We start from the raw sequence: 24,059 nt of genomic DNA on the forward strand, positions 1-24,059 counted from the left end.
ATGACGCAACAGGAGTTGGCGAAAATGGGGGGCGCTTCGGTAAATATCCAGCTGCTGGATGGCAAGCCCTGTATCAGAAAAAGCTGCGCATCGCCTGTCGAGCGCCATTTCTACCAACGCGCCGCACTGCATTTGAGCGGGCTCAACACTCCTTCCCTGCTCAAGGTCGAAGGGGAGACCCTGTTCCTTGAGCAGATCCCTCATCCGGTCACGCTCACGCAGCTGCACCACAACGAACAGACCTTTGCTCAGCTGGCCTGCCTGCATAACGCCAACTATCAGCCCGACTTTGCGGTGAAAACTCACGGCTGGTCGCTCGCCGACACCAACGAGGCGCTCTCTGTACTCTGCCTGCCGGAAGCGGTAAACGAGAAGATCCGCCATATCCAGCAAGTCGGCCACGAACTATTCGAGGAGTCATACCTGATTTCGGGAGATAGCAACGAGGGAAACTGGGGCACCCGCGACAATGGTGAGCTGGTGTTGTTTGACTGGGAGCGATTTGGTTATGGTAGTCCGGCCATCGATCTGGCCCCGCTGGTGCCGCGGATGGGTTCGCTGGCTGAATATGAAACCATCATTGAACGCTATCTGCGCCACAGTTCGCTGCTCTCTGGCGACCGGTTGCTCCGCCATCTCGTCATGGCCAAGTGCTGGCTGATTATTGAGGTCACCAATCTGCTGACCAGAAGAGAGAAGCCGCAGGCACAGCAATATCTGGAGTGGTATCGGCAACAAGTTCCCAACTGGCTGGGGTCGGTGGCGCATATTGTGTAATCCGCAGGTTCGAATAGCGCAGCGTATTCGAACGTTCGTGTTATCACATCTCTCTTTTCGGCCATCCCTCTCTTGCCACCACACTTTCTTCCCAAACAACACCCCTCTGCGCTCGCCCAGCCAATTCGATTGGCCTCCGCCATCAGGCGCATAAAAATCCTAATCCGCCCGGCGAAATGGCGACTTTTTGTGAGAAGGGTCACATCTGATGGCACCGTTTAACCACATATAAATCCAGACCATGCTGATGATTAATTTATTGATATGGCTCATTACAAACCTGACGGTGAGCCTGACATAAATGCATTCATCTGTTTTTAAAGAAAAAATTGATGGCCGACTGAAAATGGCGAGTCCTGCCTGAAAACGAGATCTTCATCACATCTCGTTTTTATGCGCACAAAAATCCAGTGATTAGCACATTTGTCCGATAGGGAGGGTGCGGGCGAGCCGCGATAATGATCAGGTCATTTTTATCCAGTACGTCGATACGTACTCACGCATAGCTTCCGTCACCGGAAGCGGGGAGAGCGCCATGATCACCACCTTGATCAATGAACATCTGATCAACCTCGATTTGAAAGCGACGCGTAAGGAAGAGGTCTTCACCGAGATGGCCCGCCTGCTGGCGTCGCAAGGCAAGGTCAGCGACGAGCAGGCCTTTATCAAGGATCTGTGGGCCCGCGAAGAGCTGGGCAACACCGGCTTTGAAGAGGGCGTGGCCCTGCCCCACGCCAAGAGTGCGGCGGTGTGCAATCCGGCGGTCGCCATCGGCATCAGCCGCAACGGCATCGAGTACGGCGCCGAAGATGGCAAGCCATCCCATATTTTCTTTATGATCGCCTCCCCCGATGGCGGCGCCAACCACCATATCGAGGTGCTGGCCGAGCTCTCCGCCAAGCTGATCGAAGAGGGCTTTATCGCCAAGCTGCTGGCGGCCAACACCCCGGCCGATGCGCTGGCGCTGCTGCTGGCCAAGAAAGAGGAGCAGAGCGCGGCCCCGACCACCAACAAAGGCTTTATCATCGGTGTCACCGGCTGCCCGGCCGGTATCGCCCACACCTATCTGGCGGCCGAGTCGCTGGAGCGCGCCGCCAAGGAGCTGGGTTATGAGGTGAAGGTGGAGACCAACGGCTCCATCGGCGTCAAGAACAGCCCGACCGCGGACGAGATCGCCCGCGCCACCGCCATCGTGGTCGCCTGCGACAAGCAGGTGGACATGGCCCGCTTTGCCGGCAAGCCGCTCATCAAGACCGGCGTGAAGGCCCCCATCAAGGATGGCAAGGGTCTGATCGAGCAGGCCCTGAAAGCCCCCGCCTATGTGGCTGGCAAAGAAGATAAAAAAGGTGAAGAGAAGAGCGCGGGCGGCAGTTCCGATCTCTATCGTTTTCTCATGAACGGTGTATCGCACATGATCCCGTTTGTGGTGACCGGCGGTCTGTTGATTGCGCTGGCACTCGCCATCGGCGGCAACCCGACCCCGAGCGGCATGCAGATCCCGGAAGGGAGCATGTGGAACCAGATCCTCAACGTCGGCGTGGCCGCCTTCACCCTGATGATCCCCATTTTGGCCGGCTATATCGCCTACGCCATCGGTGACCGTCCGGCGCTGGCACCGGGCTTTATCGGCGGCTGGATCGCCAACAACGGCAGCTTCTACGGCGCTGACGCCGGTACCGGCTTTATCGGTGCCATCATCGCGGGCCTGTTGGTCGGTTATCTGGTGCGCTGGATTGCCACTCGTCAGTACCACAAGATGGTGCAACCGCTGGTGCCGATCCTGATCGCCCCCATCGTCGGGTCGCTCTTTATCGCTGCGGTATTCATCTTCATCATCGGCGCTCCCATTGCCGACATGATGACTGGCCTCAACGCCATGCTGCTCTCCATGAGCGGTGGCAGTCTGGTGCTACTGGGTATCGTGCTGGGTGGTATGGCTGGCTTTGATATGGGTGGCCCGGTCAACAAGGTGGCCTTCCTGTTCTCGGTCGGCATGATCGCCTCCGGTCAGACCCAGTTTATGGGTGCCATGGCTTGCGCCATCCCGGCTGCGCCCCTTGGCATGTCGCTGGCTACCGTGCTCGGCCGCAAGCTGGGTATCTTCGATGCCTCTGAAATCGAAGCGGGCAAAGCAGCCGGAGCCATGGGTCTAGTGGGTATCTCCGAAGGGGCGATTCCGTTCGCCGCCCGTGACCCGCTGGCCGTGATCCCGGCCAACATTCTGGGCAGCATGACCGCAGCTGTGATGGCCTTCCTGTTCGGCATCACCAACAGCGTTGCCCACGGTGGCCCCATCGTGGCCCTGCTGGGCGCCGTCAACAAGCCGCTGCTGGCCCTGCTCTGCATGATCTGCGGTGCCATCGTCACCGGCGTGGTGGCGGTTGCCCTGAAAAAACTGCGGGTCAAAAAGAGTGATGAGATAACTCTGGCCAAGGCGGCCTGAGTCCCTCTCGCCATCGCGGCTCATAGAGCATAAAAAGAGGCCACCCCATGGGGTGGCCTCTTGTTTTTTGGGGATGGCTGGTGGGCCGTATTCCCCAATATCGACACTCACGAAATGGTGGTCGATAAGCACTCTTCCCTTATCTCTGCCTTCACCTCTCCCCTTGCCTTTCCCTGGCTCCCTTCTGGCCTATCCATCCCACCAGCCCAGCACTCACACAGAGCGCCAAACTGGCTGAAATGGCAGCAATCTGGCGTCAGCGGTGTGATGTTTCTCACGCTTTGTCCGCGAAAGCGCAAAAACTAGGAAAATTTCCTAGCTCCACTAGGGATGGCTCTCAAGCCATTTTTTGCCCCTCTTATTAGAGTCACCCCACCTGATGTCGTGACCCGCACCGCGACGGGCAATGCGCCCCGTCATCCCGTGCCGGGCCCGGGTTTATATGGATGGAGCGTCGAGCGCAGCAACGGCTGACAGCCCCGACGTTCCGTTCCCCCTTCCGTGGCGTGACCTCGAACAACCTATCTACAAATGAGGGGCGCGGCGGAAATACCGTCTATCTCGCAGAGGATGAACGAAGATGTTGAAATTGCTCCAACAGGTCCGGGTCCCCACCCTCGACCTGCCGGTCGAAGCCCGGCGCAAGCTCTGGTTCAAGCCGTTTATGCAATCTTATCTGGTTGTATTTATTGGCTATTTGACCATGTACCTGATCCGCAAGAACTTCAACATTGCGCAAAATGACATGATCCAGGAGTACGGTCTCTCCATGACCGAGCTTGGCATGATCGGCCTTGGCTTCTCCATCACCTACGGGGTGGGCAAGACCATCGTCTCCTACTACGCCGATGGCAAGAACACCAAGCAGTTCCTGCCGCTGATGCTGATCCTCTCCGCGCTCTGCATGCTGGGCTTCAGTGCCAGCATGGGCGGCACCGGTTTCAGCCTCTACTTCATGATCTTCTTCTATGCCCTGAGCGGCTTCTTCCAGAGCTGTGGTGGCTCCTGCAGCTACTCCACCATCACCAAGTGGACCCCTCGCAACAAGCGCGGCACCTATCTGGGCATGTGGAACCTCTCCCATAACGTGGGCGGTGCCGGTGCGGCCGGTGTGGCGCTGTTCGGTGCCAACTACCTGTTTGATGGCAACGTGCTCGGCATGTTTATCTTCCCTTCCATCATCGCACTGATCGTCGGCTTTATCGGCCTGCGTTTTGGTAGCGATTCACCGGAAGCCTATGGCCTTGGCAAGGTGGAAGAGCTGTTTGACGAAGTGGCGAGCGAAGAGGATATCGCCACCGAGGAGCAGCAGCTGACCAAGTGGCAGATCTTCGTGAAGTACGTGCTGCTCAACAAGGTGATCTGGCTGCTCTGCTTTGCCAACATCTTCCTCTACGTGGTGCGTATCGGTATCGACCAGTGGTCTACCGTCTATGCCCACCAGGAGCTGGGCTTCTCCAAAGACGTGGCCATTCAGGGCTTTACCTTCTTCGAAGTGGGCGCTCTGGTCGGCACCCTGATGTGGGGTTACCTCTCCGATCTGGCCAATGGCCGTCGTGGTCTGGTTGCCTGTGTGGCACTGGCGCTGATCATCGCCACCCTGGGTCTCTACCAGCATGCGACTACCCAGTTTATGTTCCTGGGCTCCCTGTTCACCCTGGGCTTCCTGGTGTTTGGTCCGCAACTGCTGATCGGCGTCGCCGCCGTGGGCTTCGTCCCCAAGCAGGGCATCAGCGTAGCCGATGGCGTCAAGGGCACCTTCGCTTACCTGATTGGTGACAGCTTCGCCAAACTGGGTCTGGGCATGATCGCCGATGGCACCCCCATCTTCGGTCTGACCGGCTGGACTGGCACCTTCGCGGCGCTGGATATCGCAGCCGCCGCCTGTCTGGTACTGATGGGTTGTGTCGCGGTCGCCGAAGAGCGCAAGATCCGCCGCATCAAGCGCGAACTGAAAGCCGCCGAACTGGCTGCCCAGACCGCCTGATAGCCATAACAACAGACGCAGATTGTTCAGGGCCACCCACAGGGGTGGCCCTTGTTGTTTGGGAAAATCCCACTCCCGGCTGGCCCATATCAGCCTGCACAGCCGTTCAAGGGACGGGCATATCCCCATCAAGATCCCACTTTTCATATGCGCTTTTGGTAAAAGCCCCCCGCTGGCGCTATCTTGTTGCTCCCCCTTGTCAGCATCACAGAGAGCAGATGAAGATCGTTGCCGTCACCGCTTGCCCGACCGGTATTGCCCATACCTATATGGCTGCCGATGCCCTGCAAAAAGCCGCCACTGGGCTGGGACTCAAGATCAAGGTCGAGACTCAGGGCGCCATGGGCATGGAGAACATGCTGACCGCCCGCGATATTGCCAGCGCCGACCTGGTGCTGATTGCCTCCGATATCGAGATTGAGCAGAAAGAGCGCTTCCTCGGCTGCACCATCCATCAGGTGAGACTGGAAACCGTGCTGCTGGATGCCAACGCCGCACTCAAGGCCCTGCCGATCCCGGCCTGATGCTGACCCGCGAAATCACCTTCTACTGCCAGCAGGGGTTGAGCATCACCCAGGCCAAGCAGTTGAACCGGCTGGCGGGGATGTTCAAATCCACCATCCGCTGCGCCAACCTCACCCGGCGTCAGACCGTTGCCGCCAACAACCAGCTCTCCCTGTTGACCCTCGCCACCCAACCCGGCGATCTCTGCCAGTTGCAGATTGAAGGGTGCGATGCCGAGCTGGCCCACATGGCCTTCACCTGCTGGTGCGGGGAACTGGGTCAACCACTGGTGCGCCCGCGCACCGCCGCGCTGGCGGAGTTGCGACTGGCCAACACCCTGCCCGACTACCATTTTGCCCTGCGCCAGCTTGCCTACAGCCCCGAACCGGTGACCAAGGCCGAAGCGCTCGAGCATCTGATCGATCTGCTGCCCGCCGAGCTGATCACCGACCGCGCCACACTGACCGCTGCGGTAGAGCGGCGCGAGCAGGTCTCGGCCACCATCATCCGCCCCGGCCTTGCCATGCCCCATGTATTGAGCGAAGGGATCAGCCAGCCAGCGCTGACCCTGCTTAGCTGCAAAGAGCCCATAGAATGGGGCTCTCAGATAGGGCCGGTGCAGACCATTATTCTGCTGGCGGTGCCGGTTGGTAGCGGACGGGAGACCCTGCGCCCCCTCACCCGACTGGCGCAGGCGATGATCGACGATGTGGTCAGCCACGCCCTGCTGCAAGCAAGCTCAGCCCCCGCCAGACAAGCCATCGTGATTGAAAACCTGCTCGGTTGACTCCCGGCTGTAACCGGGCCCCATTTCCCAAGCGTTCTTCACGACAGCCACTCCCATTCATCCTGCCGTCAGCCCCCTGTGGTACACTCGCTGCCATTCCCACTTGCCAATCCGCTATCCGATGAAATCTGCCCGCTCCCGACTCTCGCTGCCAAACCGTCCCGCCCGCGATGGCGCCCCCCGCCCTGCTGCCCGACCAGCCGAATCCCGCCACATTGCGGCGCGCAAGCCGGAGCTGGCCCCCGAGGATCGCAAGCTGCTCCTGCTGAACAAGCCCTATATGGTGCTCTGCCAGTTCACCGACGAGGCGGGCCGCGAGACCCTCAAGGATTACATCAGCGAGCCCGGCATCTATGCCGCTGGCCGGCTTGACCGCGATAGCGAGGGGCTGCTGCTGCTCACCAACGACGGCAAGCTGCAGGCGCGCCTCACCCAGCCGGGGGAGAAGACCCCCAAGACCTACTGGGTGCAGGTGGAAGGCATCCCCAGCGAAGGGAAACTGGCCGCCCTGCGCGCCGGTGTGGAGCTCAATGACGGCATGACCCTGCCCGCCGGGGCGCGTATCATGGATGAACCTGCGGTGTGGCCGCGCAATCCGCCGATCCGCGAGCGCAAGGAGATCCCCACCAGCTGGCTGGAGATCAAGATCATCGAGGGGCGCAACCGGCAGGTACGGCGGATGACAGCCCATATCGGCCACCCCACCCTGCGCCTTATTCGCTACGCCATCGGTGACTGGACCCTGGATGGACTGGCCCCCGGCGAGAGCCGCTGCCTGCCCGCCCCCGAGCTGGCGCCGAGCTCCAGCAGCCGCCCGCGTCCCTCCTCATCCCGTTCAGGCGCTCATACCGCCAAACCGGCCAAACCGGCAGGGGAGGCGCCACGGCGGCCCAGCCAGCCGAGACGGGACGAGCGTCCCCACAGCACTCACCCAACCGAGCGTTCAACTTCAAACCCGACCAGCGGCAAACCCCGCAGCAGCGGGCGAGGAACGGCACGCAGACCCGCCCGTGCGGGCAATCCCGATGGCAACGACAAGGAGTCATGATGAGCAATCAGGCAGAGCAATCGACCACCAGCCACGCCCGCATGGAGGCGCGCCTGACGGTCGCCGCCCTGGTGCAGTGGCAGGGGCGCTTTCTGGTGGTGGAGGAGGAGATAAAAGGCCTGCGCCGCTTCAACCAACCCGCCGGCCATGTGGAGCCGGGGGAAAACCTGCTTGAAGCGGCCTGTCGTGAGCTGAAAGAGGAGACGGGGCTGACCGCCACGCCGACCGCCTGGCTTGGCACCTATCTCTACAAACCGGCCGACAGCGAGGCCACCTATGTGCGCACCGCCATCATCTTCGACCTTGAAAAAGCGCCGGGTCAGCACCATCCAGAGGATCCTGACGGCGATGTGCTGGCTTGCCACTGGCTCACTCTGGAAGAAATAGCGGAATGCAAACCGGCCCTGCGCAGCCCCTTGGTATGGCAGTGCATTCAGGACTATCTGGCGGGGACACGGCTGCCACTGTCGGCCCTCAAGGCCTTTATATGAGGCCATTTGACACTCTTTTTCGGTGACAAAGGCCAACAGCAGAAAAACGATTTCCTGCTATCAGGCTCCTGATGGGAACTGCGGCATGGATATGTGACCGGGGGCGCAAAACTCTGGTAGAATACGCCCCGTTTAAACGAACTGGTAACTTCGACTAATGACAGACAACAGCCAAATCAAGGTGATCGTCGGCATGTCCGGCGGCGTGGATTCTTCCGTCTCGGCCTACCTGCTCCAGCAGCAGGGCTATCAGGTCGAAGGCTTGTTCATGAAGAACTGGGAAGAAGACGACACGGACGAGTACTGCTCTGCCGCCCAGGATTTGGCTGATGCCAAGGCCGTCTGCGACAAGCTGGGGATGAAACTCCACACCATCAACTTCGCGGCCGAGTACTGGGACAACGTGTTCGAGCACTTCCTCGAAGAGTACAAGGCTGGCCGCACGCCGAACCCGGATATCCTGTGCAACAAGGAGATCAAGTTCAAGGCGTTCCTCGAATTTGCCGCCGAAGAGCTGGGTGCCACCTACATCGCCACCGGCCACTATGTGCGCCGTGACGACAGCACAGGCCGCCCGCGCCTGCTGCGCGGTCTCGATACCAACAAGGATCAGAGCTACTTCCTCTATACCCTGAGCGAGAAGCAAGTGGGTCAGAGCCTGTTCCCGGTTGGCGACCTGGAAAAGCCCGAGGTGCGCCGCATCGCCGAGCAGATGGATCTCATCACCGCCAAGAAGAAAGATTCCACCGGTATCTGCTTTATCGGCGAGCGCAAGTTCAAGGACTTCCTGGCCAAGTTCCTGCCCGCCCAGCCCGGTAACATCGAGACCGTGGATGGCAAGGTGATCGGCGAGCATCAGGGTCTGATGTATCACACCCTGGGCCAACGCAAGGGGCTCGGTATCGGTGGTCGAAAGGATGCCACCGAAGAGGCCTGGTATGTGGTCGACAAAGAGGTTGAGCGCAACGTGCTGGTGGTGGCGCAGGGCGAGCATCCCCGCCTCTACTCCGACGGCCTCATCGCCAGCCAGCTGCACTGGGTGGATCGCACTCCCATTCGCGAGCCGCGTCGCTGCACCGTCAAGACCCGCTACCGTCAGCAGGATATTCCCTGCCTGATCCAGCCCATCGACGACGAGACCATCCGGGTCATCTTCGACGAGAAACAGGCTGCGGTGACCCCGGGCCAGTCCGCCGTCTTCTACGACGGGGAAGTGTGTCTGGGCGGCGGCATCATCGAACAACGTTTCAGCCATCCGGTTTGAATCCTTAACAGAAGGCAGCAGACGTGAGCGATAAATTCCAAGACAGAACAATGGCCTTTGCCGGCATCTGCCAGGCCGCGTATCTGGTGCAGAAGGTGGCCCGAGACGGCAGCTGTGACGAGGCCGCCCTGCGCGAGAGCCTCTCCAGCATTCTGGTGACCAACCCGAGCCAGCCGCTCGAGGTGTTCAACAACACCCATCTGGCCATTCGCGACGGCTACCGTGCGCTGGTCGAGCAGCTGGGTGCCGACGGCAGCCAGAAGAATGCCGAGCTGACCCGCTACGTGGTGAGCCTGATTGCGCTAGAGCGCAAGCTGGCCAAGCGCAAGGACATTCTCAATATGCTGGGTGAGCGGATCAGCCAGATTGGCCGCCAGCAACAGCACTTCGATCTGCTCGACGAGCAGATTTTGGCCAACATGGCGAGCATCTACAGCGATCTTATCAGCCCCATCGGGCCGCGTATCCAGGTGGCGGGTACCCCGCTGTTCCTGCAGCAGCCGCTGGTGCAGCACAAAGTGCGCGCCCTGCTGCTGGCAGGCATTCGTGCCTGCGTGCTGTGGCGTCAGCTCGGTGGCAGCCGCACCCAAATCATCTTCGCTCGCAAGAAGATGGTGGAGCTGGCCAAACGTTACTAATCATCGGCTCGCGTGCGGGCAAGCGAGGTCGACATCAGGGTAAATAGCCGCACATCCGCCTTGATGACGACTCAGCCCCACGTGCGAGTGGATACGGATCCCCCACACAAATCATCAGGAGTTCACCCCATGGAGCTGTCCGCGCTGACTGCTGTTTCCCCGATTGACGGTCGTTATGGCGACAAGGCCGATGCCCTGCGCCCTATCTTCTCCGAATTCGGCCTGCTGCGTTTTCGCGTCGAAGTCGAGGTGCGCTGGTTGCAAAAACTGGCCAGCCACGCCGGGATCCCGGAAGTCCCTGCCCTGAGCGCGGCAGCCAACGCCCTGCTCGACGGCATCGTCAGCAACTTCAACGAGAGTGACGCCGCCCGTATCAAACAGATCGAGCGCACCACCAACCATGATGTGAAAGCGGTGGAGTACTTCCTCAAAGAGAAGGTTGAAGTGAACCCGGAGCTGGCGGCTGTCAGCGAGTTCATCCACTTCGCCTGCACCTCGGAAGACATCAACAACAACTCCCACGGTCTGATGCTGAAAACTGCCCGCGAAGAGGTCATCAAGCCTTATTGCGAGAAGCTGATCAGCGAGATCAAGCGTCTGGCTCACGAGTACCGTGACATGCCGCTGCTCTCCCGCACCCACGGTCAGCCGGCAACCCCGAGCACCATGGGCAAGGAGATGGCCAACGTCGCCTACCGTCTGGAGCGCCAGTTCAAGCAGATCATGGCGGTGGAGATCCTCGGCAAGATCAACGGTGCGGTCGGCAACTACAACGCCCACCTCAGCGCCTACCCGGATGTGGACTGGCACCAGTTCTCCGAGGAGTTTGTTACCTCCTTGGGCCTGACCTGGAACCCCTACACCACCCAGATCGAGCCGCACGACTATATCGCCGAGCTGTTCGACGCCATGGCCCGCTTCAACACCATCCTGATCGACTTCGACCGCGATGTGTGGGGTTACATCTCCCTGGGTCACTTCAAGCAGCGCACCATCGCGGGGGAAATCGGCTCCTCCACCATGCCGCACAAGGTCAACCCCATCGACTTCGAGAACTCCGAAGGCAATCTGGGTCTGGCCAACGCCGTGTTCCAGCATCTGGCGAGCAAGCTGCCTATCTCCCGCTGGCAGCGTGATCTGACCGACTCTACCGTGCTGCGCAACCTGGGTGTGGCAGTGGGTTACTCCCTGATTGCCTATCAGGCGACCCTGAAGGGCATCTCCAAGCTGGAAGCCAACGACGCAGCCATGGCTGCCGATCTGGATGCCAACTGGGAAGTGCTGGCCGAGCCGATCCAGACCGTGATGCGCCGCTACGGTATCGAGAAACCCTACGAGAAGCTCAAGGAGCTGACCCGTGGTCGCCGCGTCGATGCCGAAGGGATGCGTACCTTTATCGACACCCTGGAGCTGCCGGAAGCTGTCAAGGTTGAGCTGAAGAAGCTGACCCCGGCCAACTACATCGGTGACGCCCAGCGTCTGGTTGATCTGCTGAAGTAAGCCAGCCGCTACTGACGAAGGGGCCCTGTGCACGATACGCCACAGGGCCCCTGTTATTTTCCCTGCCACGGCAGGGTCCCGAGTGGCTTTTCCCAAGCCTGCCTTGGGCAAAACCTCTTTGCGAGACACGAGAAACAGCATGTACGAACTCAATCTGGATATCGCTCACTTCCTCGAGCACTACTGGCAGAAGCGCCCGCTCCTTATCAAGGGTGGCTTCACCGACTTTCAGGACCCTATCAGCCCGGACGAGCTGGCGGGTCTGGCCATGGAAGAGGTGGTAGAGTCCCGCCTCGTCACCCGTTTCGACGGCAAGTGGGATGCCGCCCACGGTCCCTTCGAATCCTACGACCATCTGGGCGAAGAGAACTGGACCATTCTGGTACAGGCTTGCAACCACTGGGCTCCCGAGGTGAACGAGCTGGCGGTACCGTTCCAGTTCATTCCGGGCTGGCGCTTTGACGATGTGATGGTGAGCTTCTCCACCCCCCATGCGGGTGTTGGCCCCCACATCGACAATTACGATGTGTTTATCACCCAGGGTCTGGGCAAGCGTCACTGGCGCGTTGGTGATGCCAAGCCGCTCAACGAGTTCGCCGCCCACGCCGCCCTGCTGCACTGCGAGCCGTTCGAGGCGATCATCGACGTCATCATGGAGCCGGGTGACATCCTCTACATTCCGCCCGGATTCCCCCACGAAGGCTACGCCATCGAGCCCTCCATGAACTTCTCGGTGGGTTTCCGCGCACCAGATGCCAAGGCGCTTATCTCCTCCTTTGCCGATCACCTGATCGATAACGAGGTGCGTACCGAGCGTTACGGCGATGCCGATCTCAAGCCCCGCGCCCGTCACGGCGAGATCCAGCCACACGAGCTGCACCGTCTGCGCGAGCTGATGCAACAGGCCCTCGATGACGAGACCCTGTTCAAGGAGTGGTTCGGCACCATGATCTCCGAGGCCAAGCACGACCTGGACGTCAATCCGGTCGAGCCAGACTATAGCGCCGAGGAGGTAGCCGATCTGCTGACCCAGGGCGAACCTGCCATCAAGGTGCCGGGCCTGCGCACCGTCTGGTTTAGCGGCGAGAGCCAGCAGTGCTTCATCGACGGCGAAGCCTGGACGCTGCAGAGCGAAGACGCGGCAGCCATTTCGCTCCTGTGTGACAAAGACATCATCACTCAGGCCGACATGGTAGAGCTGGCCGATCAGGCTGGCTTCCTGCAACTGCTGACCCGTCTGGTCAACCGCGGTTACTGGTTCTTCAACTGATCCGGTGGTAACCGAAGGATAAAGGGGCGCCTTATGGCGCCTTTTTTGTCATTCAGATGCTGTCCAATTAACAATCGATGCGTGAAGCTGAACCCACTCTTGATGAACCGACAAGTGGTGATTTATTGAACTAAGATCGATGGGTATCATGCGTCCGTACCTGTTCAAAAGAGAAGCGCCACCATGCAAATCACCTCCCGGCCCATGCCGCTGCCTGATTACGGCAAATACCCCTCCTCTCCGGCTGTCACACCCGAGCAGGTCAGTCAAGCCCGTAACGAAGCACTGACCAAGAAGGATGAATTGCAGGCACAGAACGAAGAGAAAGCAACGGCTCGCAGAACCCTGGCGGTCTCTTATACGGCTAACCAGCAAGATAAAGCCGTGGTGGAGCGCTACCTGGAAGCCAGCGGTCAGGAGACCGACAGCAAGTCGGGCCCGAGCACTGCTGAACTCTATCAGGCGGCCAATCGCTACCAGCGCCAGCAGAATCTGAGTGACTACATGCAATTCCAGCAGAGCCCGCTCGCCCAGCAGATGGGTGACATTGTGGGCGAAGATAATCGCAAGGGCACCCAGCTCGACATCATTGCCTGAGCCAATTTGCTCGAATAAGCCCGGTAGGGACCAATACAAGATGAAAAAGCCCTCGATGAGGGCTTTTTCGTTATAGCTTGTCGCTGCGACGTCTCGCTATAAATGGGACTCTTCTGCCTGCGCGTCCGGCAGCTCGTCGGGGAGTTCATCAAACAGGGGGTGGTAGAGCACCTCACCCTGCACACCCGCAAAACCGCGCTCCTGTAGCTCCATCGCCATAAAGCAGTCGGCAGGCACCTCATAGATGCAGTGCAGGCCAAACTCGCTGGCCGGGCGGAAACCGAAACGGCTGTAATAGGCCGGATCCCCGAGTACTACCACCCCTTTCCAGTCCATCTCGAGCGCCGTATCAAGCCCTTCACGGATGAGATCAGAGCCAATCCCCTGACCTTGCCAGTCGGGATGAACCGCGACCGGCGCCAGACCGAGCCAGGGCCCTTCCATGCCGTTAATGGTGATCGGGCTTAGCATCAGGTGCCCCATGAACTCGTACTCTTCCTCTTCGACCATGGTCACTACGGCAGCACCACATTCGCGCAGGCGATTGACCAGTTCGGCCTCATCGGAACGACCGAAGGCGGCACTCAGCAGCTCATAGACCGGCAGCATGTCACCGGGGCGCTCGGTTCTCAACATCAGGTATTACTCCTCGTACAGCAGAGCGGGCATTATTCCACACAACGGCTGGTCATTCTGAGTACCTTTGTCCAAAAATGGGAGGGTGCACTCAGGAAAACGAGCGGCAAACTGCTGCTGCAAGGCGGTTAGCGTAGCCGGGGTGACCCTGTTCATCGCCTCGCGGTAGGCCAGCCAGAGGGCAGGAGCCTCCCGCGCCAACCGATCAAAGGTCAGTTCGGGCGTTTGATGCCAACAGCCATCCAGCTCATCGACCAGCTCCGGCAGCTCCACCAGCAGCCGTAACTGCTGATAGCGTATCTGCGACGAGTCACCGTTGCCGCCCAGCGCCTGCGCCATCAATTGGTTGAACCAGTGGCGCCGTGATGCGCGCTCCTCGCGGCTAAGCAGCTCGGGCCCTTGACGCTGCAGCGCGGCCAGTTTCAGCAACCACGCCAGCCCCTGTTCATCCCTGTCTTTCAGCAAGACGCCGCCAAGATGGGACAACTGCTCCGGTTCGGCCTGCTCCAGCAGTTCGACGGAGTAACAGTGCAGAGCCAGCAACCTCTCAAGATGCGGCGGGCAGCGCAGAAAACAGGGCTTCTCCCCCGCGCCCCTCTCATCCACAAAGAGCGAGATGGCAAGCTTGCCGTTGGTACTCTGCCGATTGGTCGTTGCGGGATCATACAGGATCACCACGGCGATCCGCTCATCAGCAAGCCAGCTGGAAATTTCCTCGGGCAAGGGATTGGGTAAAGAGGGTGCGCGATCCAGTCGCCAGTAGCTCACCTCGCACGGCTGGCGACCACTGATATGGCGCCGCCCGCGATAGTGCATGCCCACTTTTGCCATCACCCGGCCGGAGGCTAAATTGTCCGGCATATGGCGAGCCGTCAGCGCAGGCAGTTGCAGTTGATCAAAGGCAAACTCCTTGACCAAGCTGGCGGCCCGGGTCGCCAGACCGCGATTCTGCCAGGGCACGCCCACCCACCAGGCGAGCTCGCCATTCCAGTGCAGGGAGGTCACCCCAAGCAACGCCGCACCTTGCTCCTCTGGCAAGGTGATGGCCCAGCTCCAGCCAAGGCCAAGCGCCGCCTTGCGCCAGCTGAGCGCCAGCCAGTCGCGGGCCCCCTCCGGCGGATAGGGGTGAGGAATATTGAGGGTGTAGCGCGCCAGCGCCTCGTCGCTGCAGTAGCGCACTATCTCGCGCTCATCGTCGGCCTGCAGTGGTCGCAGCACGACGCCTGATAGCGAATGCCTCTCAACCAGGGTCGGCACCGTCACGCGGCGCGCCAGCAGGCGATTAAGCACGGCGCCCAAATCGGCCTCGGGGGTGAGCGGCAGATCGGCCCCCACAGGGCCAAGGGTGAGCAGTCCCTGCTCCCTGGCGAGGGTCAGCAGCGAGGTGGAGGCGCTGATCAGGACTTGGCGACTGGGATCAACATGAAAATCCGCCAGCAGATCCCCATCGAGCCAAGCAGCCAGCAGGGCCCCCGGGCAGAGCACTCCGTCAGGAGGACTGCTCGCCCAGGGTGCATCGGTTTGATCGAGGGCGGCCGCCGCCTCTTTGCCCAGCAGCAGCTGCCAGCGATGACCTTGCTGCTGCCAGTGCGGCAACAGCGCAGCCCACTGCGGTTGCCACAGACTAGCCTCGATCAGCAGTTCCATCAGCTGGCCTGACAGGCCGCTGGCAGCGTCAGGTGACGGGGATGGGCTTCGATACGGGCGATCCAGCTACGGATAGCGGGCCACCCCTGCAGAGAGAAGATCCCCTCCTCTGCCACATGGGTGTAGGCATAAAGGGCGATATCGGCGATGGTCGGCGCATCACCGCACAGGTAGGGGCTCTGTTTCAGCTGCTGCTCCATTACCGCCAGCGCCTTCTCGCCACCGGCTTTCAGACCGTCGAGCCTCGCCTCCTGCGACTCGGGTCGGCCGAGATAGTGAACGATAAAGCGGGCCACCGCGATGTAGGGCTCATGGCTGTACTGCTCAAAGAACATCCATTTGAGCACCTCGGCCTGCTGGCGCAGATCGGTTGGCCACAAGGTACTGCCTTGCCCCAGATAGAAGAGGATGGCGTTGGATTCCGCCAGCGTATCGCCCTGGCCAATCTCCAGCACCGGGATCTTGCCGTTGGGGTTCATGGCCAGAAATGCGGGGGTACGGGTATCCCCCGCCTGAATATCCACCTCTACCCACTCAAGGGGCAGCTCTAGCCAGCGGGCCAGCAGCCACACCTTGTAACAGTTGCCGGAACGCAGATCACCATACAGATGCATACACACTCCTTGTGAAAACAGATTTGAACAGCGCGCTCAGGGAGCCAGACGCTCGATATGCCAGCCATCCCCGTCACGGGTGTAGTAGAAGCGGTCGTGCAGCCGGTGCTCGCCCCCCTGCCAGAACTCCACCGTCTCGATCACCACCCGGAAGCCACCCCAGAAACTCGGCAGCGGTACTTCGCCATTGGCAAACTTCTGCTTTAGCTCGAGGAACTTGGCCTCCAGCACGCCGCGGGCCGAGATGCGGGTCGACTGTTTGGAGACCCAGGCAGCGATCTGGCTATCCTTGGGACGGCTGTGGAAATACTTCATCACCTCGAAGGTGCTCATCTTCTCCACCCGACCGGTCACATGCACCTGACGGTCGAGCGTATGCCAGGGGAAGAGCAGGCTGATACGAGGATTGCCTTCCAGCTGCTGCGCCTTGCGGCTACCCATGTTGGTGTAAAAGACCATTCCCAGGGCATCGTAGTGCTTGAGCAGCACAGTGCGCTGCCAGGGCTGACCATCGGCATCCACCGTCGCTACCACCATAGCGGTGGGATCGGTCAGTTTGGCCTCACAGGCCTGCGCCAACCACTTCTCGAACAGCACCAGCGGCTCGGCCGGCAGATCGGCCCGGTGCAGCCCGCCACGGCCCGGTGCAGCCCGCCACGGGAGTATTCACGACGCAGATCAGCAACATCCATCATCTTGATTTTCCTTCAAATAAATAATGGTTCCACGACCATCAAGAGAGTGACGCAGGCATTGTGCTCTGCTCATCTCTCAGTGACAACCCATAACACAGCCGAGCTGCTCCAACGCAGAACAGATAACACTTCGGCAATTGCTCTTGCCAATTTCAGGCGTAGTCACAGTCAACACCTTATATATCCACCTTGCACCGCATGACCCTTACACCTATCATTGCGCCGGTTTATCTGTTTTAGAATCATCCACAGCTACTCGGATGGTTCATCTTTATCTGGCCAAGGTTAATCTCATGCTCAAATCCCCACTGTTGCCCCGTTTCGGGGATCTGGTCGTTGCCATTGTTGACGATGTGCTCGGTCAGGGTCTTACCCTCGACCGCGCTTATGCCCGTCACTTCTCCGGCATCGAACTCAAACCGCAAGAACAGGCAAGGATTGCCCTGGTCACCGGCGACCTGCTGCGCCGTCTCAGCCTCTATTGTTTCCTCACCGGTATTCAGGTGCGTCAGGCCGAAAAGAATGTCTGGCCACTGCTGAACAGCTGGCACGCCTTCCACAAAATTGCCCAGCCCAACCACCCGACCCTGGATCGCTTCAATGAAGAAGCATTCCGCCGCCGTCTGACCGAGGCGAAGAAGAACCCGGTATTGATGGATGGTTGCCCGAGCTGGCTGGAGAAACTGGGTAGCGAGCAGCTGGGTGAAGCCTGGCCTGCCGAGCGTGCCGCCCTGGCCTGGATGCCCAAGCGTTACCTGCGGGTCAACACCCTCAAGTGCACCCGTGATGAGCTGCAAGCCATGCTGGCCAAAGAGCAGGTCACCACCATTCCGGTTGAAGGTGTTGAGACTGCCCTGCAGGTCACCTCCGACGCAGCCCTGTTCCGCACCAAGGCCTTTGCCGATGGTTGCTTCGAACAGCAGGACGCAGGCTCCCAGCTGGTTGCTGCTGCGCTGGAAGTTGCCCCAGGCATGCGCGTTATCGACGCCTGCGCCGGTGCCGGTGGCAAGACCCTGCATATCGCCGCCATGATGCAGGGCAAAGGCCGTCTGCTGGCGATGGATGTGGAAGAGTGGAAGCTGGAAAACCTCAAGCAACGCGCTCGTCGCGCCGGTGCCCACAACGTGGAGACCCGGGTCATCACCAGCAGCAAGACCGTCAAGCGCCTCAAAGAGAGCGCCGACCGCGTACTGCTGGACGTGCCCTGCTCCGGTCTAGGCGTACTCAAGCGCAATCCGGATGCCAAGTGGCGTGATACCGCCGAGCGTCTGCCGGTGCTGGTCGCGCTGCAAGAAGAGATCCTGCAGCGTTACAGCCAGATGGTGAAAGTCGGCGGCCTGCTGGTCTATGCAACCTGCTCCATCCTGCCCGAGGAGAACCGCCAGCAGGTGGACAAGTTCCTCGCCGCCAACGAAAACTTCCGTCTGCGTGACGATCACACCGTGAGCCCGTCCGGGACCGGCTTCGACGGCTTCTACATGGCTCGTATCGAACGGATCGCCTGATCCAGAATGACCTGCTCCTTGCGCCCTTATCGCGCACGGCGGGTTCGATAAAAAAGAGCGGCAGCCCTCGGGCTGCCGCTCTTTTTATTGATAAGGATCGCCGCGTCAGGACTCCAGCGCAGCAATCGCCTCTATCTCAATCTTCACATCCTTCGGCAAGCGGGCCACTTCTACGCAGGAGCGAGCCGGATACATGGCATCGTGCTCGGTGAAGAAGTCGTTGTAGACCTGATTTACCGCAGCAAAGTCGTTCAGATCCGAGACAAACACCGTGGTCTTGAAGATGTTGCGCACCTCGCCACCTGCCGCCTCGACAATCGCCTGTACGTTTTGCAGGGAGCGCAGGGTCTGCGCTTCGATCCCCTCCGCAACGTCGCCGCTCACCGGGTCCAGCGGGATCTGACCGGAGGTGTAGAGGATGTTGCCAATCCGGGTGGCCTGCACATAGGGGCCGATGGCGCCCGGCGCCGCTTTGGTACTGATAACCTGTCGCATCTGTTACTTCCTCGTGCTGACAAACAAAGAGTAGGCCCGGAGCAAGCCTGCTCACCCCGGGCATGAGAGTTACATCATGTTGGTGAAGGTTCTGGAGATGACGTCCTGCTGCTGCTCGCGGGTCAGGGCGTTGAAGCGCACCGCATAACCGGAGACCCGGATGGTCAGGCTGGGATACTTGTCCGGATTGTCGATGGCATCCAGCAGCATCTCGCGGTTCATCACGTTGACGTTGAGGTGCTGACCCCCTTCCACATCCCGCTCATGATGGAAGTAGCCATCCATCAGCCCCACCAGATTGTTCTCGCGATTGGCCGGCTCCTTGCCGAGCGCCCCCGGCACGATGGAGAAGGTGTAGGAGATCCCGTCCTTGGCGTATTTGAACGGCAGCTTGGCCACCGAGGCGAGTGAAGCAACCGCCCCCTTGCGATCCCGACCGTGCATCGGGTTGGCCCCCGGGGCAAACGGGGCACCGGCGCGGCGGCCATCCGGGGTGTTGCCGGTCTTCTGGCCATACACCACGTTGGAGGTGATGGTCAGGATCGACTGGGTCGGCACTGCATTGCGGTAGGTCGGCAGCGCCTGGATCTTCTTCATGAAGCGCTCGACCAAATCGCAGGCGATGGAGTCGGCCCGCTCGTCGCTGTTGCCGTACTGGGGATACGCCCCCTCAATCACGAAATCGACCGCCAGCCCATCAGCATCGCGCACAGGCTTGACCCGGGCGTACTTGATGGCCGCCAGCGAATCGACCGCCACCGACAGACCGGCGATACCGCAGGCCATGGTGCGATAGACGTCGCGATCGTGCAGCGCCATCAGGGAGGCCTCATAGCTGTACTTGTCGTGCATGTAGTGAATAAGGTTGAGCGCGCTGATGTACTGCACCGCCAGCCAATCCATAAAGCTGTCGAGGCTGGCCATGACAGTGTCGTAATCCAGCACCTCGTCCATGATGGGCGCCACTTTCGGGCCAACCTGGATCTTAAGCTTCTCGTCCACCCCACCGTTGATACAATAGAGCAGGGTCTTGGCGAGGTTGGCGCGGGCACCGAAGAACTGCATCTGCTTGCCGATCACCATGGGACTCACGCAGCAGGCGATGGCGTAATCATCGCTCTCGAAGTCGGTGCGCATCAGATCATCGTTCTCATACTGCAGGGATGAGGTATCGATGGAGACGCGGGCAGCATAGATCTTGAAGGCCCGCGGCAGCCCTTCCGCCCATAGGATGGTGAGGTTGGGCTCAGGCGCTGGCCCCATGGTCTTGAGGGTGTGGAGGTAGCGGAAGGAGTTCTTGGTCACCAGGGTGCGACCATCCAGCCCCATGCCACCAATCACCTCGGTGGCCCAAATGGGGTCGCCGGAGAAGAGGGAGTCAAACTCGGGGGTACGCAGGAAACGTACCATGCGGATCTTCATGATGAAGTGATCGACCAGCTCCTGGGCATCCTGCTCGCTGATAAGCCCCGCCTTCAGATCCCGCTCGATATAGATGTCGAGGAAGGTGGCAGTACGACCGAGGGACATGGCCCCGCCATTTTGCGACTTCACCGCCGCCAGATAGGCAAAGTAGAGCCACTGCACCGCCTGCTGGGCTGTGCGTGCCGGCCCGGAGATGTCAAAGCCATAGCTGGCTGCCATCTGCTTGATCTGCACCAGTGCCCGCTTGTGCTCGGCCAGCTCCTCGCGCTGGCGGATCACCTGCTCCAGCTGCTCTCCCCGCTCAAGCGCCGGTTGCAGATCGGCAAACTGCAGCTCCCGCTCACGGATTAGATAATCTATTCCATAGAGCGCGACCCGACGATAATCTCCGATAATGCGACCACGTCCATAACCATCCGGCAAACCGGTCAAAATCCCTGATTTTCGGCAGCGCAACATCTCGGGAGAGTAGACATCGAACACCCCCTGATTATGGGTTTTGCGCAATTCGCTGAAGGTATATTCAAATTCGGGATCCATCTCCCGACCATATGCCTCAAAAGAGCTTCTGATCATATTTACACCACCAAAGGGGTGCAGCGCTCTTTTCAGCGGTTTATCTGTTTGCAGACCAACAATCTTTTCCAGCCCCTGTTCAATATAACCGGGTCCGTGGGCAGTAATGGTCGTGGCAATATTGGTATCAAAATCGACTGGCGCGTGGGTGGCATTCTCGATGCGGATCCCATCCATCACCTTGTTCCACAAGGTGGTGGTCGCTTCGGTCGCATCTGCTAAAAACTGTTCGTCACCTTCATAGGGGGTGTAGTTCTGCTGGATAAAATCACGGACGTTGATCTCGTGCTTCCAGTTTTCACCGGCAAAACCTTGCCATGCCTGTCGGAATTTATCCTGATCCAATTGCATATCAACTTTCATCAAATAAACCTCATTCACTACTCATGACATTACAGTGGAAGATCTCAGACGCACTCGGCCTGACGAACCTGCTGCCCCAGACGAATGGCATCCAGCGCGATCATTTTCTCTTCATTGGTGGGAATAACCGCCGCCAGCACCATGGACTCTGCCGCCGAAATTACCCGGCAGCCCTCGCTATTGGGACGCTGGTTAAACGGCTCGCTGATCGCTACGCCAAATACCTGAAGTCGTTCGCATACCAGCTTTCTGATAAAGGCCGAGTTCTCGCCGATCCCGCCGGTGAAAATAACGGCATCCAGTCGGCGCAATGAGGTGGCATGGCCGCCGATATGGCGGGCAATACGATGGACAAAAGCGTGAATGGCCAATTTTGCCCCGGGATGTCCTTCGTGATAGGCAGCTTCCAATACCCGCATATCGGAGGAGAGCCCCGAAATACCCAGCAGGCCGGACTGCTTGTTCAATACCCGCTCGATATCCTCGATGGATTGACCCGTCTTGCTGGCGATATAGGCCAGCGCGCCAAAATCGATATCGCCGCTGCGGCTGCCCATGATCAGCCCCTCCAGCGGCGTCATCCCCATTGAGGTATCGACGCTCTTGCCATCCTGCACCGCGCAAATAGAGGCGCCATTGCCCAGATGAGCGATGACCAGACCGGCATGTTGCTCATCCAGCCCCATAAATACGCAAGCCTGCTCGGCAACATAGCGATGGGAGGTGCCATGGAAACCATAGCGACGCACGCCATAATCCTGCAAATATTGGTAAGGCAGCCCATAGATATAGGCTTCCGGCTTCAGGGTCTGGTGAAAACCGGTATCAAATACCGCAATTTGGGGTTGTGTGGGAAATAGCTGACGAGCCGCCATCACACCACTCAAATTGGTGTGATTGTGCAGGGGAGCCAAGGGTGACACCTGCTTTATTTTGGCCAATACATGTTCATCAATGATCACGGCTTCGCTAAATTCACTACCACCATGCGCAATCCGATGACCCACCAGTGCAATGGCATCCAGCAGATCCCTTTTTTTCAATTCCTCCGCGATGGCAGCCAATGCACAGGTGTGGTTATTTTCAGCTAATGACATTGCGGGTTCTTTACCCACTTGCAATTGTGGATGGGCTGTCTCAATACCATCCGCTATACCGTAGATCACCACCTCGCAGGTTTTACTGTCCAGTACCGAGAATTTGACCGACGAAGAGCCGCAATTGATAACCAGAACCAACGAATCAAACTTCATTACATCGCCTCGATATTTATGATGTCGAGTCACTGCAGTCAGAGCATCTTTGCCAATGTTTTTGGTGGCCAAATAATGGATAGCCTTGCCCGGGGCCCACACAATTGGGCCAACGAAGAACCGGTTATTGCTCATGCCTGACTGCACCATCCAGACCCCGCCAGGGGGGCCTGAATGGTTGATGACTTGCAGAAAAGGTTTTCAGAACAGCTTGGAAACAATATTCAGGATGGTCAGCACACCTATGATGGTGACAAACAAGTTGCTGGCCTGACCTTTATATTTTGCCAGTGCCGGTGTCTTGCTCACCGCATACATCGGCAGCAGACAGAGCAGAGAAGCGATGATCGGCGCCCCCATGGCCTCAATCAGGTCGAGGATGTTGGGGTTCACATAAGCGACCAGCCAGGTCGAACCCATGATGAACAACATACTGACCATGTTGAGTTTTTTACTGGAAACCTTGCTCTTGTCGCCCTGGTAGCCAAAGCGGAGGATAAGGCCGTTCAACCCTTCCAGCGTCCCCAGATAGTGGCCAAAGAAGGATTTGAAGATGGCAACCAGCGCAATGATGGACGCCGCATACTCCAAAGTGGTGGCAAACGCAGACTTGCTGCCCGTCATTGAGGAGAAGTGGTTGGCCAGATAGGAGAGCACCGGAATGTTCTGGGCTTTGGCTTCCGCCATATTTTGCGGTGACAAGGTAAAGAGGCAGCTGAAGGCAAAGAACATCACCACGGCCACCATCAGCATGCTGGCACCGGAGATAATCTTCGAGCAGCGCTTCTCGGTAAAATCACGACCGAACTCCTGCTCATACTCTTCCCGTTTGGAGACGATGAAAGAGGAGACAATCGGCGAGAAGTTGAAGGAGAAGACCATGATGGAGATCCCCAGCCAGACGGTAACCAGAATACCATCGTGACCAAACATCGATATCTCGCTCAGATTGACCTGATCAAAGACGGCACTGTTCCAGTACGGGACGAGGGAGAGAGAGATAACGATCAGACTGGCAATAAAGGGAAAGACCAGATAGCTCATCACCTTGACCATCAGATCTTTACCGAAGTAGATCACGAATGCCATCAACATCAACAATGCCAGTGCAACCACACCTCGATTAAGCGGAACCAACTGTAGTTGATGCTCCCAAAATGCCATAAAGGTATTGGTGATCGTCACACCATATATCCACAGCAGTGGGCAGATAGCAAAGAAATAGAGGAAGGTAATTACCACTCCACCCATTTTGCCAAAATGTTCCTCAACGGTCTCGGTAATATTTGCCGATGGATTATTGCCAGAAAGACATAATCTGGCCAATGCCCTGTGGCAATAAAATGCAATGGGGTAAGCCAACGCCAACATGATTAATATTGGGATCAGGCCACCATATCCGGCCCGGATTGGAAAGAACAAGACCCCCGCCCCGATAGCAGTACCGAACAGACCTAATCCCCATGTGGTATCCGATTTACGCCATGCACGAGTATTCTCTTTACTGCCGGTGACAACACTGTCTAATATCATGACTGCATTCC

At 59.0% G+C, this 24,059-nt stretch carries 20 protein-coding genes and 1 pseudogene; 13 read left to right on the forward strand and 8 right to left on the reverse strand.

The features are described 5' to 3' along the window. The 12 genes from ACTG2B_RS15000 to ACTG2B_RS15055 all read left to right on the forward strand — a co-directional run bounded on the left by ACTG2B_RS15000 (nt 1) and on the right by ACTG2B_RS15055 (nt 13,306). Nucleotides 1-777 (forward strand): phosphotransferase family protein, encoded by a 777-nt coding sequence (locus tag ACTG2B_RS15000; RefSeq protein WP_042011713.1) that lies wholly within the window; start codon nt 1-3, stop codon nt 775-777. 535 nt (nt 778-1,312) lie between these two features. Beyond that, a complete protein-coding gene (locus tag ACTG2B_RS15005; protein WP_439996270.1) occupies nt 1,313-3,220 on the forward strand; it encodes a PTS fructose transporter subunit IIABC in 1,908 nt (635 codons plus the stop codon). A gap of 580 nt (nt 3,221-3,800) precedes the next feature. Continuing rightward, nucleotides 3,801-5,207 (forward strand): hexose-6-phosphate:phosphate antiporter, encoded by a 1,407-nt coding sequence (uhpT, locus tag ACTG2B_RS15010; RefSeq protein ID WP_005353611.1) that lies wholly within the window; start codon nt 3,801-3,803, stop codon nt 5,205-5,207. A 218-nt stretch (nt 5,208-5,425) separates the two neighbouring features. Beyond that, a complete protein-coding gene (locus ACTG2B_RS15015; protein ID WP_421268697.1) occupies nt 5,426-5,731 on the forward strand; it encodes a PTS fructose transporter subunit IIB in 306 nt (101 codons plus the stop codon). Further along, nucleotides 5,731-6,498, forward strand: a complete 768-nt coding sequence (locus ACTG2B_RS15020; protein ID WP_439996272.1) for a PTS sugar transporter subunit IIA — start codon at nt 5,731-5,733, stop codon at nt 6,496-6,498. Before ACTG2B_RS15015 ends, ACTG2B_RS15020 begins: the two co-directional genes overlap by 1 nt. A gap of 121 nt (nt 6,499-6,619) precedes the next feature. Further along, nucleotides 6,620-7,546 (forward strand): 23S rRNA pseudouridine(2457) synthase RluE, encoded by a 927-nt coding sequence (rluE, locus tag ACTG2B_RS15025; RefSeq protein WP_439996273.1) that lies wholly within the window; start codon nt 6,620-6,622, stop codon nt 7,544-7,546. Beyond that, entirely contained in the window at nt 7,546-8,037 is a 492-nt protein-coding gene (locus ACTG2B_RS15030; protein WP_439996275.1) for an NUDIX hydrolase, read from the forward strand. The genes rluE and ACTG2B_RS15030 overlap by 1 nt, the downstream gene beginning before the upstream one ends. Nucleotides 8,038-8,194: 157 nt before the next feature. Continuing rightward, on the forward strand, nt 8,195-9,301 hold the full coding sequence (gene mnmA, locus ACTG2B_RS15035; protein ID WP_439996277.1) for a tRNA 2-thiouridine(34) synthase MnmA: 1,107 nt from the start codon (nt 8,195-8,197) through the stop codon (nt 9,299-9,301). Nucleotides 9,302-9,324: 23 nt separating this feature from the next. Continuing rightward, on the forward strand, nt 9,325-9,939 hold the full coding sequence (gene hflD / locus ACTG2B_RS15040; RefSeq protein WP_005334622.1) for a high frequency lysogenization protein HflD: 615 nt from the start codon (nt 9,325-9,327) through the stop codon (nt 9,937-9,939). A gap of 129 nt (nt 9,940-10,068) precedes the next feature. Further along, nucleotides 10,069-11,439, forward strand: coding sequence for an adenylosuccinate lyase (gene purB / locus ACTG2B_RS15045; protein WP_088868772.1), 1,371 nt, complete (start codon nt 10,069-10,071; stop codon nt 11,437-11,439). Nucleotides 11,440-11,578: 139 nt separating this feature from the next. Next, complete coding sequence (locus tag ACTG2B_RS15050; RefSeq protein ID WP_005334626.1) at nt 11,579-12,709, forward strand: ribosomal protein uL16 3-hydroxylase; 1,131 nt, start codon at nt 11,579-11,581, stop codon at nt 12,707-12,709. 183 nt (nt 12,710-12,892) lie between these two features. Continuing rightward, entirely contained in the window at nt 12,893-13,306 is a 414-nt protein-coding gene (locus tag ACTG2B_RS15055; protein WP_439996279.1) for a hypothetical protein, read from the forward strand. A 96-nt stretch (nt 13,307-13,402) separates the two neighbouring features. Here the strand turns inward: ACTG2B_RS15055 and ACTG2B_RS15060 are convergent, their stop codons facing one another. The 4 genes and pseudogenes from ACTG2B_RS15060 to pdxH form a co-directional block, all read right to left on the reverse strand. Beyond that, the gene (locus tag ACTG2B_RS15060; RefSeq protein WP_005353625.1) at nt 13,403-13,942 is read right to left on the reverse strand and encodes a GNAT family N-acetyltransferase; all 540 of its coding nucleotides are present in this window, start codon (nt 13,940-13,942) and stop codon (nt 13,403-13,405) included. Between the two features lie 6 nt (nt 13,943-13,948). After that, the gene (locus ACTG2B_RS15065; RefSeq protein ID WP_439996281.1) at nt 13,949-15,589 is read right to left on the reverse strand and encodes a GNAT family N-acetyltransferase; all 1,641 of its coding nucleotides are present in this window, start codon (nt 15,587-15,589) and stop codon (nt 13,949-13,951) included. After that, a complete protein-coding gene (locus tag ACTG2B_RS15070; protein ID WP_429026488.1) occupies nt 15,589-16,203 on the reverse strand; it encodes a glutathione S-transferase family protein in 615 nt (204 codons plus the stop codon). The genes ACTG2B_RS15065 and ACTG2B_RS15070 overlap by 1 nt, the downstream gene beginning before the upstream one ends. Nucleotides 16,204-16,239: 36 nt before the next feature. Continuing rightward, nucleotides 16,240-16,898: pseudogene (pdxH, locus tag ACTG2B_RS15075) on the reverse strand (pyridoxamine 5'-phosphate oxidase). A 293-nt stretch (nt 16,899-17,191) separates the two neighbouring features. Here pdxH and ACTG2B_RS15080 point away from each other — a divergent pair. Continuing rightward, on the forward strand, nt 17,192-18,403 hold the full coding sequence (locus ACTG2B_RS15080; RefSeq protein ID WP_439996283.1) for an RsmB/NOP family class I SAM-dependent RNA methyltransferase: 1,212 nt from the start codon (nt 17,192-17,194) through the stop codon (nt 18,401-18,403). Nucleotides 18,404-18,508: 105 nt separating this feature from the next. Here ACTG2B_RS15080 and ACTG2B_RS15085 read toward each other — a convergent pair whose 3' ends face one another. The 4 genes from ACTG2B_RS15085 to tdcC all read right to left on the reverse strand — a co-directional run bounded on the left by ACTG2B_RS15085 (nt 18,509) and on the right by tdcC (nt 24,048). Continuing rightward, nucleotides 18,509-18,898, reverse strand: a complete 390-nt coding sequence (locus ACTG2B_RS15085) for a RidA family protein (protein ID WP_335839341.1) — start codon at nt 18,896-18,898, stop codon at nt 18,509-18,511. Nucleotides 18,899-18,967: 69 nt separating this feature from the next. Then, nucleotides 18,968-21,262 carry a formate C-acetyltransferase gene (pflB, locus tag ACTG2B_RS15090; protein WP_429131493.1) on the reverse strand — a complete coding sequence of 765 codons (2,295 nt, stop codon included), beginning with the start codon at nt 21,260-21,262 and terminating at the stop codon, nt 18,968-18,970. Between the two features lie 44 nt (nt 21,263-21,306). Continuing rightward, the gene (gene tdcD, locus ACTG2B_RS15095) at nt 21,307-22,650 is read right to left on the reverse strand and encodes a propionate kinase (protein WP_272953759.1); all 1,344 of its coding nucleotides are present in this window, start codon (nt 22,648-22,650) and stop codon (nt 21,307-21,309) included. 66 nt (nt 22,651-22,716) lie between these two features. Beyond that, nucleotides 22,717-24,048, reverse strand: coding sequence for a threonine/serine transporter TdcC (tdcC, locus tag ACTG2B_RS15100; protein ID WP_167572904.1), 1,332 nt, complete (start codon nt 24,046-24,048; stop codon nt 22,717-22,719). Between the last annotated feature and the right edge of the window lie 11 nt (nt 24,049-24,059).

This window comes from Aeromonas sp. 30P (genome assembly GCF_051919805.1).
In the GTDB taxonomy this organism is placed as follows: domain Bacteria; phylum Pseudomonadota; class Gammaproteobacteria; order Enterobacterales; family Aeromonadaceae; genus Aeromonas; species Aeromonas veronii.